The following is a 10,724-nucleotide window of genomic DNA, read 5'->3' as shown; positions in this document are numbered from 1 at the left end:
AATAGTCGCGCTGATCGGCGCTGCTGCGCTGCTGTGGCGCCGACGGCAGGGCGCCGCCCCCGAGCCCGCCTGGGGCAGTTCTCCGGTCGTTCCCGAAGCGAAACCGCAGGGCAGCCTCCCGACGCTCAAGATGCCGTCAGCCCGGGGCTGGAGCGAGGGGCAGATTCCGGTGGCGGCGCCGGGACTCAAGGTCAATGCGTTCGCCACCGGCCTGCAACATCCGCGCTGGATCGAGGTGCTGCCCAATGGCGACGTCCTCGTAGCCGAATCCAATCAGGTCCCCGGACCGGTCAGGAACGTGTTCGGCTATGCGATGCAGGCGACGATGCGACGTGCCTCCGCCCTGGGCGTCAGCGCGAACCGCATAACGTTGTTTCGCGACGCCGATGGCGACGGCGTCGCCGAGCGGCGTGAAGTCTTCATGGCGGGACTGAACCAGCCGTTCGGCATGGCGCTGGTGGGCGACACCTTCTATGTCGGAAACACCGACGGCGTGGTGGCCTTCCCCTACGTCGCGGGTGCCAACCGCATCACCGCTCCAGGGCGAAAGCTCGTCAGCTTCAAGCCCGGCGGTCACTGGACGCGCAGCCTGCTGCAGAGCCCCGATGGCCGAAAACTCTATGCCGGGGTCGGCTCGCTCACCAACATCGCCGAGCACGGCATGGAAGTTGAGCAAGGCCGGGCGGCCGTCTACGAACTCGACCTGGTTGATGGCTCCAGCCGCATCTTTGCCGACGGCCTGCGCAACGCGGTGGGCCTGGCATGGGAGCCGCAGACCGGCGTGCTCTGGACCGTCGTCAACGAGCGCGACGGCCTCGGCGACGAGACCCCGCCCGATTATCTGACGTCGGTCCGCGACGGCGGTTTCTACGGCTGGCCCTATTGCTATTGGGGGCAGACGGTGGACGACCGGGTGCCGCAGGATCCGGCCGCGGTCGCAAAAGCGATCACGCCGGACTACGCGCTGGGCGGGCACACCGCGTCGCTCGGCCTGTGCTGGATGCCGGCCGGCACGCTGCCGGGATTTCCGGACGGCATGGCGATCGGTCAGCACGGCTCGTGGAATCGAAGCACGCTGAGTGGCTACAAGGTGGTGTTCGTGCCGTTCGTGAACGGGCGCCCGGCTGGGCCGGCGCGGGACATCCTGTCGGGGTTCCTCGCGCCGGACGAGAAGGAGTCCTATGGACGGCCGGTCGGGGTGACCCTCGGTGCCGACGGCTCGCTGCTGGTGGCGGACGACGTCGGCGACGTGATCTGGCGCGTGACGGGAGCGTAGCATCGCTGGGCGAGCCGGCAGCCCCCGCCTCACGCCTTCTTCTTCACGTCCTTGATGCTAGAAAACACAATGCCCTCGGCGCGCTCTTTGGTGTAGCCGAGATAGAATTCGTTCTTGGCCAGAAACACCGGATCGCCATCGACGTCGTCGGCGACGCCGGAGCCGTTGGCGGCGACGAACGCTTCCAGCTTCTTGCGGTCGTCGGACGAAATCCAGCGCGCCAGCTGAAACTCCGAGACCTCGAACTCGACCGGCAGCGAGTATTCGGCGTCGAGCCGCGCCTTCAGCACGTCGAGCTGCAGCGGGCCGACCACGCCGACCAGCGCCGGCGCGCCGTCGCGCGGACGGAACACCTGCACCACGCCCTCCTCCGACATCTGCTGCAGCGCCTCCTTCAGCTTCTTCGCCTTCATCGCATCGGTGAGGCGGACGCGGCGGACGATTTCCGGTGCGAAGGACGGCACGCCGACGAAGGTGAGGTCCTCGCCTTCGGTCAGGGTATCGCCGATCCGCAGCGTGCCGTGATTGGGAATCCCGACGACGTCGCCGGCAAAGGCTTCGTCCGCCACGGAGCGGTCCTGCGCGAAGAAGAATTGCGGACTGGACAGCGTCATGTTCTTGCCGGTGCGCACCAGCTTGGCCTTCATGCCGCGGGAGAGCTTGCCCGAGCACAGCCGCGCGAAGGCGATGCGGTCGCGGTGGTTCGGATCCATATTGGCCTGGATCTTGAAAACGAAGGCGCTCATGCGCGGCTCCGAGGCCTCGACCTTGCGCAGATTGGAGTCCTGCGCGCGCGGCGGCGGCGCGAATTTGCCGAGCCCTTCCAGCAGATCGCCGACGCCGAAATTGCGCAGCGCCGAGCCGAAATAGACCGGCGTCATGTGGCCTTCGCGGAACGACGTGAGATCGAACGGCTTGCTGGCTTCCTTCACCAGCGCCAGTTCCTCGGTGATTTCGGCGACGTCGAGATTGGCGTTGCGGCCGGCGAGTTCGGCGACGTCGATGTTCTCGGCAGCGCCGGTCTTGGCGCCGCCGCCTTCGAGCAGCCGGATGCCGCCCGTGGAGATATCGTAGGTGCCCATGAAATCGCGGCCGCGGCCGACCGGCCAGGTCATCGGGGTGGTGTCGAGCGCCAGCGTCTTTTCGATCTCGTCGAGCAGCTCGAAGGTATCGAGGCTCTCGCGGTCCATCTTGTTGATGAAGGTGATGATCGGAATGTCGCGAAGGCGGCAGACCTCGATCAGCTTCAGCGTCCGCGCCTCGATGCCCTTGGCGGCGTCGATCACCATCACGGCGGAATCCACCGCCGTCAGCGTCCGGTAGGTGTCTTCCGAAAAGTCCTCATGGCCTGGCGTGTCCAGCAGGTTGAAGACGAGGCCGTTGAACTCGAACGTCATCACGGAGGTCACGACCGAGATGCCGCGGTCACGTTCGATCTTCATCCAGTCGGAACGGGTATTGCGCCGTTCGCCCTTGGCCTTGACCTGCCCGGCGAGATTGATGGCGCCGCCGAACAGCAGCAGTTTTTCAGTCAGCGTGGTCTTGCCGGCGTCGGGATGCGAGATGATCGCAAAGGTCCGCCGGCGCGCCACTTCATCTGACAGCGGCGAAAGGGTCGGCGATTCGGCAGTGAGTGCGAGGTCGGACATCAGCGAGCCTGTGGCAGGGAAAACGGGCGCAATCAAGGGGTTTGCAGCGGTCCACAAGGGATTTGGCCGGCAGCGGCAGGTTGCGCGCGGGCCAGCCCGACCTCATATAGGCTCTGCGAGGACGACCTCCAATCATCCATTTCATGCGCAGGGACGACCCTGCTGACCGGGAGGCCGTCCCATGGCGTGGCTACTGCTGTTGATCGCGGGTTTGCTGGAGGTCGGCTGGGCGGTCGGCCTCAAATATACCGAGGGCTTTTCCCGGCTCGTTCCCTCCGTGCTGACGCTGGCCTGCATGGCCGCCAGCATCGGAATGCTGGGTCTGGCGCTGAAGACGCTGCCGATGGGAACCGCCTATGCGGTGTGGACCGGGATTGGCGCCGTCGGCACCGCGATCCTCGGCATCGTGCTGTTCGGCGATCCCGCCGGAGTGGCGCGGATCGCCTGCATCGGAATGATCGTCGCCGGGATCGTCGGACTGAAGCTGGCGACCTGACGCTATTTGGCGAGCGGGATCAGGTTGACCGCCCAGTAGGTCAGCGCCGCGATGATCGCCGAGGCCGGAATGGTGATTACCCACGCATAGACGATCGAACTCGCCACGTTCCAGCGTACCGCCGACACCCGCCGCGCCGCGCCAACCCCGATGATGGCGCCGGTGATGGTGTGCGTGGTGGAAACGGGGACCCCGAGCCAGGTCGCCATGAACAGCGTCGCGGCCCCGCCGGTCTCGGCGCAAAACCCCTGCATCGGCGTCAGCTTGGTGATCCGCAGGCCCATGGTGCGGACGATCCGCCAACCGCCCATCAGGGTGCCCAGCGCCATCGCCGCCTGGCACGAAATCACCACCCAGAACGGCACCGAAAATTCGGAGCCGAGGTGGCCCTGCGAATAGAGCAGCACCGCGATGATGCCCATGGTCTTCTGCGCGTCGTTGCCGCCATGTCCGAGCGAATACAGCGAGGCCGAGACGAATTGCAGGATGCGGAAGGCGCGATCGACCGCGAACGGGGTCGAGCGCACCGCGGCCCAGGACACGATCGCGACCAGCACCAGCGCCAGCAGGAAGCCGACCAGCGGCGACAGCACGATCGCCAGCAAGGTCTTGGTCAGGCCGGTCCAGACCGCCGCCGACAATCCGGCCTTGGCCATGCCGGCCCCGACCAGCCCTCCGATCAGGGCGTGCGAACTGGAGGACGGGATTCCCAGTCCCCAGGTGATCACGTTCCAGACGATGGCGCCGATCAGCGCGCCGAAGATCACCTGCGCGTCGATGACGCTGGGCTCGATGATGCCGGTGCCGATGGTGTTGGCGACGTGAAGCCCGAAGAACAGAAAGGCGATGAAGTTGAAGAACGCCGCCCACAGCACCGCATATTGCGGGCGCAGCACCCGGGTCGACACGATCGTCGCGATCGAGTTGGCCGCATCGTGCAACCCGTTGAGAAAGTCGAACAGCAGCGCGACTGCGATTAACCCGACCAGAATCGGAAGACCTAGCGTGGCGTCCACTGCGCGGCCCTGCCCTATACCTGTTCGATCACGATACTGTTGATCTCGTTCGCGACATCGTCGAAGCGGTCCGAAACCTTTTCCAGATGCTTGTAGATTTCAGAGCCGACGATGAAGTCCATCGTGTTGGCATTGCGGTGCTTGAGGTACAGCTCCTTCAGTCCGATATCGTGGAGGTCGTCGATGCGGCCTTCCAGCTTGCCGATCTCCTCGGTGATGGCGGTCAGCATGGCGACGTTCTCGCCGATCGACTGCATCAGCGGCAGCGCCTTGCCGACCAGGTTGGCGCACTCGACCAGCAGCGTTCCCATCTCGCGCATCGGCGGCTCGAAGGTGCGGACCTCGAACAGGATCACCGCCTTGGCGGTCTGCTGCATCTGGTCGATGGCATCGTCCATCGAGGTGATCAGGTTCTTGATGTCGCCGCGGTCGAACGGCGTGATGAAGGTCCGGCGCACCGCGGTGAGTACCTCGCGGGTGACATTGTCGGCGTCGTTCTCGAACTGGTTGACCCGCTGGCAGAATATCGGGGTTTCCTCGCCGCCCCGCAGCACGCCCTGCAACGCCAGTGCGCCCTGCACGCAGACCTGGGAATGCCTGGCAAAAAGCTCGAAAAACCGTTCTTCGCGGGGAAGAAAGGCGCGAAACCAGCGCATCAGCATGGGTCATGTCCATTGTCACAGAAATGGCCGGGCCGCAGCGCCCTGTCACATAACTGTCATAAACCAATTTTCGTCAAACCAAGCGGCGGCCTTCGGATACGGCCGGGTCATCCACCGCTTTATAGGCCGGAAAATCTGCCCGGAAGCGTCCCGCTCAGAGCGACCGCCGGAAATAATGCGCGATTTCACCGACAATGCCGCGGCGGAACGTCAGCACGCAAACCACGAAGATCACGCCCTGGATCACCGTTACCCATTGTCCGAAGCCGGCGAGATATTGCTGCATGGCGATGATGACGAAGGCGCCGACCACCGGCCCGAACATGGTGCCGAGGCCGCCGACCAGCGTAATCAGCACGATTTCGCCCGACATCGTCCAGTGCACGTCGGTGAGCGAGGCATTCTGGGCCACGAACACTTTCAGCGAGCCCGCGAACCCCGCCAGCGTCCCCGACAGGATAAAGGCGAGCAGCTTGTACTGATCGGTCTTGTAGCCCAGCGAAATCGCGCGCTGCTCGTTTTCACGGATCGCTTTCAGCACCTCGCCGAACGGCGAGTTGACGGCGCGGAATACCACGAGGAAACCGCCGAGGAAGCCGACCAGGATGACGTAGTAAAGCACCGTCGGCTTGGCGAGATTGAAAATTCCGAACAGGTGGCCCTGCGGAATGCCCTGGATGCCATCTTCGCCATGGGTGAACGGGGCCTGCAGATAGATGAAATACAGGAGCTGCGACAGCGCCAGCGTGATCATCGAGAAATAGATGCCCTGCCGGCGGATCGCGATGGCGCCGGTGATGACGCCGATCCCGGCCGCACCGGCGGTGCCCACCAGGATGCCGAGTTCGGGCGAGAGCCCCCATTCCTTCAGTGCATGCGCGGTGAAATAGCCGGCGCTGCCCAGAAACATCGCATGGCCGAACGACAACAGGCCGCCATAACCGATCAGCAGGTTGAAGGCGCAGGCCAGCAGCGCGAAACACAGCGCCTGCATGACGAAGAACGGATAGATGCCGGTCAGCGGCACCGCCGCCAGCAACGCCGCCATCGCGACGAACACGATCATCTCGTCGCGGATCCCGCGCGGGTTTGCCGGCAAGGTATCGTCGGTCATTACACTCATGTCGTCGCCCGTCCCGTCAGTCCCGTCGGCTTCACCAGCAGCACCAGCACCATCAACACAAAGACCACGGTATTGGAGGCTTCGGGATAAAAGTACTTTGTCAGTCCCTCGATCACGCCGAGCGCGAACCCGGTGATGATCGAACCCATGATCGAGCCCATGCCGCCGATCACCACCACCGCGAACACCACGATGATGAGGTCGGCGCCCATCAGCGGCCGCACCTGGTTGATCGGCGCCGACAGCACGCCGGCCAGCGCGGCAAGGCCCACGCCGAGCCCGTAGGTCAGCGTGATCATGCGTGGCACGTTGATGCCGAAGGCGCGCACCAGCGTCGGATTTTCGGTGGCGGCGCGCAAATTGGCGCCAAGCCGCGTCTTTTCGATCAGGTACCAGGTGGCGAGGCATACGATCAGCGAGAACACCACGACCCAGCCGCGATAGATCGGCAGGAACATGAATCCCAAATTGACGCCGCCTTTCAGTTCATCGGGGATCGCATAGGGCAAACCCGACGACCCGAAATAATTCTGGAACACGCCCTGGATGATCAGCGCCATCCCGAACGTCAGCAACAGCCCGTAGAGATGATCGAGTCCGGCCAGCCATTGCAGCATGGTCCGTTCCAGGATCATGCCGAAAATGCCGACCGCGATCGGCGCGATGATCAGCGCCGGCCAGTATCCGATGCCCAACAGATTGAGCAGGAAATAGGCGCAGAACGCGCCCATCATGTAGACCGCGCCGTGCGCGAAATTGATGATGTTGAGCATTCCGAAGATCACGGCGAGCCCAAGGCTCAACAGCGCGTAAAACGAGCCGTTGATCAGTCCCACCAGAAGCTGCGCGTAGAGAGCCTGCATCGATCGATCTTTCGAAACTCAATCTTCTGTAAACGTCGGGCGAAGACCCGCCGGCGCCAGGCGCCGGCGGGCAATCGTTGTTACTTTTTCACAAGCGCACAGGCGCTTTCCGAAAGCGGCCGGAAGGCCTGGTCAGCCGGGGTGGTTCCGATCAGCTTGTAATAGTCCCAGGGGCCCTTGGATTCCGAGGGCTTCTTGACCTCGAACAGATAGGCCGGATGGATCTTGCGGCCGTCGGCGCGAATCGAGCCCTTGCCGAACAGGGGATCGTCGGTCGGCGCTTCCTTCATCTTGGCCACCACCTTGGCGCCGTCACGCGGATTGCCGCCCATCGCATCGAGCGTCTTGAAATAGTGGATCAGGCCCGAATAGACGCCGGCCTGCACCATGGATGGCATTGCCTTGCTCTTGGTGCGCTCGGAAAAGCGCTTTGAGAAAGCGCGGGTTCCGTCGTTCAGGTCCCAATAGAACGTCTCCGTAAAACTCAGGCCCTGCGCCACCTTCAAGCCGAGCGAGTGAACGTCGGTAATGAACAGCAGCAGACCGGCGAGCTTTTGCCCCCCCGCGACGATGCCGAACTCGGACGCCTGCTTGATCGTGTTGGTGGTGTCGCCGCCGGCATTCGCCATGCCGATGATCTTGGCCTTCGACGCCTGCCCCTGCAGCAGGAAGGAGGAGAAGTCCGCGGTGTTCAGCGGGTGCCTGACGGTACCGATCACCTTGCCGCCCGATTTCACCACGACTGCGGTGGTGTCGCGCTCCAGCGCGTGACCGAAGGCGTAGTCAGCGGTCAGGAAATACCATGTGTCGCCGCCGGCCTTCACGAGGGCCTGGCCGGTGCTGTTGGCCAGCATGTAGGTGTCGTAAACCCAGTGAATCGTGTTCGGCGAGCACTGCGCATTGGTGAGATCCGACGACGCCGCGCCGGTATTGATCATGATGACGTTCTTTTCCTTCACCAGATTGTTGACCGCCAGCGCGACGCCGGAGTTCAGCACGTCCATGAAGATATCGACCTTGTCGACGTCGATCCATTGCCGCGCGGTGTTGACGGCAATGTCGGGCTTGTTCTGGTGATCAGCGGAAACGATGTCGATCTTCCAGCCCTTGGCGGCCAGCCCGGAATCCTCAACCGCCATCTGGGCTGCCAGCGTGGAGCCCGCACCGCCGAGGTCGGAGTAAAGCCCCGAATTGTCGGTCAGCACGCCGATCTTGATGGTTTTATCCTGCGCCAGGGCGGCACTGCCAGCGCCGAGCGCCAGCGCGGTGCCGAGCAATAATGCCGAGATTCCGTTTTTCATCTGTATCTCCGTGACTGCTTGAAGACGTCGTTCAGACGCCGAGATAGGTGTGAAGCTTGTCCATATTGGCTTGCAGATCCGAGTTCTTGAAACCGTCGATCACCTTGCCGTGCTCGACGATGTAGTAGCGGTCCGCGACAGTCGCCGCGAACCGGAAGTTCTGCTCGACCAGGAGAATCGTAAAACCCTCCTTCTTGAGGCGCGCGATGGTGTGGCCGATCTGCTGGATGATGACCGGGGCCAGCCCCTCGGTCGGCTCGTCCAGCATCAGGAACCGCGCGCCGGTGCGCAGGATCCGGGCGATCGCCAGCATCTGCTGCTCGCCGCCCGACAGTTTGGTGCCCTGGCTGTTGAGCCGTTCCTTCAGATTCGGAAACAGCTCGAAGATCTGGTCCAGCGACAGCCCGCCCGGACGCACCACCGGCGGCAGCAGCAGGTTTTCGCGCACGTCGAGGCTGGCGAAAATCCCGCGCTCCTCGGGGCAGAAGGCAACGCCCATGCGCGCAATCTTGTCGGACGAGGTTCGGGTGATATCCTGATCGCCGAACCGGATCGATCCGGTGCGCTTGCCGATGATCCCCATCACCGATTTCAGCGTCGTGGTCTTGCCCGCGCCGTTGCGGCCGAGCAGCGTGACCACCTCGCCGGCATTGACGTTGAAATTGATCCCGTGAAGGATGTGGGACTCGCCGTACCACGCTTCGAGATTCTGCACCGTCAGCACCGGCGTCGCTGCGCCGGATTTCGTCGCGGCGGCGTCGGCCATCTTCGAATCAGCCATGTCCCGCCCCCAGATACGCTTCCTGGACGCGCTCGTCCTTGGTGAGCTCGGCGTAATTGCCTTCCGCCAGCACCTGGCCGCGCGTCAGCACCGTAATGATGTCGGAAAGATTGGCCACGACGCTGAGATTATGTTCGACCATCAGGATGGTGTAGTTCTTCGAGAGCCGCTTGATCAAGGCGGTGATCTTGTCGATGTCTTCGTGGCCCATGCCGGCCATCGGTTCGTCGAGCAGCATCATCTCCGGATCGAGCGCCAGCGTCGTTGCAATCTCCAGTGCGCGCTTGCGCCCGTAGGGCATCTCGACCGCGGGCGTGTTGGCGAACTCGCTGAGGCCGACATCGTCCAGCAGCTCATGGGCGCGGCCGTTGAAGCGGTCGAGCACCGTCTTGGAGCGCCAGAAATCGAACGAGTGCCCGTGCTGGCGCTGCAGCGCCACCCTGACGTTTTCGAGCGCGGTGAGGTGAGGAAACACCGCTGAAATCTGAAACGAGCGCACCAGGCCGAGGCGCGCGACGTCGGCCGGCGCCATCGCCGTAATATCCTGTCCTTTATAGAGAATCTGGCCCGCGGAAGGCTGTAGAAACTTGGTTAAAAGATTAAAGCATGTCGTCTTGCCGGCCCCGTTAGGACCGATCAACGCATGAATGCTGCCACGGCGAACCCTGAGATCGACATCGCGAACGGCAAAGAAGCCCGCGAATTCCTTGCTCAATCCGTGGGTTTCGAGAATGAACTCATCGGCCAATCAAATTCCCCCAACAGTCATCGCCGCGAAGCGCGCTTCGCGCATGACCAATTCTTGCCAACCGGCAGGTTCCCCAGACGCCTTGGAAATCCCGTCCCGGACGTGCCGCCTCCGGCCGGAATATGCCGTCAACGGCCCGGCTTACGCAAGGTCGAAAGCTGGCCATACGCGGCGGCTAAATGCCCGGCTCCCGATAGGCCGCTGGTCGAATTGCCCGGAACCCGGCTGCTGGTTCGCCGCAGTTCTCCGGCTTCTGCTGGTCCCCATCGGAAAGCACGCATTAACGGTGTTTGGACGTTGTCCAGCGTTTTCATAGAATATTTGTCGCTCGGGGAGGATGATCCGACATTTGGTATTGAGGATTTCAGCTGTGGATTTTGATAGCGCCAACCCGTCGGTGGTCAAATTGATCAAGCAGCGCGACCTGCTGAACACCTGGCTGCGGCTTTTTGCCCGCGACCGGTTGCTGCCTCGGATCGACGAGTACCACCCCGCGCGGATCGAAGAGGAGTTTCCGGATCTCGTCTATTATACCGTGGATACCGCCAGCTGGCCGCCGCGCCTGACGATCCAGAGCGACGGCACGCGGATGGCCAGTGCCTACGGCCACACCGGCAAAGGCCGGTTTCTCGACGAGTATCTCGGCCCGAGGCTGGTCCCCATCGTGATGCCGGTCTACCACGAATGCATCGCCCGCCGGCTGCCGGTCTATACCATCTCCAATATCGACGACAGCTATGGACGAATCGTCGCTTATGAGCGCCTGCTGTTGCCGTTCTCGGTCGCCGGCAACGTCACCCACCTGATCG

12 protein-coding genes are annotated in these 10,724 nt (G+C 63.2%); 4 read left to right on the top strand and 8 right to left on the bottom strand.

The window, feature by feature from the left end; genetic code table 11:
* The first annotated feature begins 1 nt into the window (after position 1).
* Positions 2 to 1,276, top strand: coding sequence for a sorbosone dehydrogenase family protein (locus Q8N40_RS24435; RefSeq protein WP_305713630.1), 1,275 nt, complete (start codon positions 2 to 4; stop codon positions 1,274 to 1,276).
* Between the two features lie 29 nt (positions 1,277 to 1,305).
* On the opposite strand, the gene Q8N40_RS24430 is transcribed toward Q8N40_RS24435, so the two are convergent.
* Entirely contained in the window at positions 1,306 to 2,925 is a 1,620-nt protein-coding gene (locus Q8N40_RS24430; protein ID WP_305713629.1) for a peptide chain release factor 3, read from the bottom strand.
* A 181-nt stretch (positions 2,926 to 3,106) separates the two neighbouring features.
* Here Q8N40_RS24430 and sugE point away from each other — a divergent pair, with 181 nt between their 5' ends.
* Entirely contained in the window at positions 3,107 to 3,421 is a 315-nt protein-coding gene (sugE, locus tag Q8N40_RS24425) for a quaternary ammonium compound efflux SMR transporter SugE (protein ID WP_305319670.1), read from the top strand.
* A gap of 2 nt (positions 3,422 to 3,423) precedes the next feature.
* Here sugE and Q8N40_RS24420 read toward each other — a convergent pair whose 3' ends face one another.
* The 7 genes from Q8N40_RS24420 to Q8N40_RS24390 form a co-directional block, all read right to left on the bottom strand.
* Positions 3,424 to 4,437, bottom strand: a complete 1,014-nt coding sequence (locus Q8N40_RS24420; RefSeq protein WP_305713628.1) for an inorganic phosphate transporter — start codon at positions 4,435 to 4,437, stop codon at positions 3,424 to 3,426.
* A gap of 14 nt (positions 4,438 to 4,451) precedes the next feature.
* Positions 4,452 to 5,096 carry a DUF47 domain-containing protein gene (locus tag Q8N40_RS24415; protein ID WP_305320279.1) on the bottom strand — a complete coding sequence of 215 codons (645 nt, stop codon included), beginning with the start codon at positions 5,094 to 5,096 and terminating at the stop codon, positions 4,452 to 4,454.
* A 157-nt stretch (positions 5,097 to 5,253) separates the two neighbouring features.
* Positions 5,254 to 6,222: a branched-chain amino acid ABC transporter permease gene (locus Q8N40_RS24410; protein ID WP_305320278.1), complete on the bottom strand. Its 969-nt coding sequence runs from the start codon at positions 6,220 to 6,222 to the stop codon at positions 5,254 to 5,256.
* The gene (locus Q8N40_RS24405) at positions 6,219 to 7,085 is read right to left on the bottom strand and encodes a branched-chain amino acid ABC transporter permease (RefSeq protein ID WP_305320985.1); all 867 of its coding nucleotides are present in this window, start codon (positions 7,083 to 7,085) and stop codon (positions 6,219 to 6,221) included. The genes Q8N40_RS24410 and Q8N40_RS24405 overlap by 4 nt, the downstream gene beginning before the upstream one ends.
* A gap of 80 nt (positions 7,086 to 7,165) precedes the next feature.
* Positions 7,166 to 8,386, bottom strand: coding sequence for an ABC transporter substrate-binding protein (locus Q8N40_RS24400; protein WP_305713627.1), 1,221 nt, complete (start codon positions 8,384 to 8,386; stop codon positions 7,166 to 7,168).
* A gap of 31 nt (positions 8,387 to 8,417) precedes the next feature.
* A complete protein-coding gene (locus tag Q8N40_RS24395; RefSeq protein WP_305322752.1) occupies positions 8,418 to 9,167 on the bottom strand; it encodes an ABC transporter ATP-binding protein in 750 nt (249 codons plus the stop codon).
* Positions 9,160 to 9,915 carry an ABC transporter ATP-binding protein gene (locus Q8N40_RS24390; protein WP_305322753.1) on the bottom strand — a complete coding sequence of 252 codons (756 nt, stop codon included), beginning with the start codon at positions 9,913 to 9,915 and terminating at the stop codon, positions 9,160 to 9,162. The genes Q8N40_RS24395 and Q8N40_RS24390 overlap by 8 nt, the downstream gene beginning before the upstream one ends.
* Between Q8N40_RS24390 and Q8N40_RS24385 the strand changes: the two genes are divergently transcribed.
* Together Q8N40_RS24385 and Q8N40_RS24380 are read left to right on the top strand one after the other, a co-directional pair.
* Positions 9,811 to 10,296: a hypothetical protein gene (locus Q8N40_RS24385; protein ID WP_305713631.1), complete on the top strand. Its 486-nt coding sequence runs from the start codon at positions 9,811 to 9,813 to the stop codon at positions 10,294 to 10,296. The genes Q8N40_RS24390 and Q8N40_RS24385 overlap by 105 nt on opposite strands.
* The coding region (locus Q8N40_RS24380; RefSeq protein WP_371135804.1) for a hypothetical protein at positions 10,286 to 10,724 on the top strand (439 nt) is incomplete at its 3' end. The genes Q8N40_RS24385 and Q8N40_RS24380, both read left to right, overlap by 11 nt.

The sequence above is a fragment of the Bradyrhizobium sp. genome, assembly GCF_030693485.1.
Classification (GTDB): domain Bacteria; phylum Pseudomonadota; class Alphaproteobacteria; order Rhizobiales; family Xanthobacteraceae; genus Bradyrhizobium.
The sequence above is the reverse complement of the archived record's forward strand: the minus strand, read 5'-3'. Positions and strand labels throughout refer to the sequence as shown.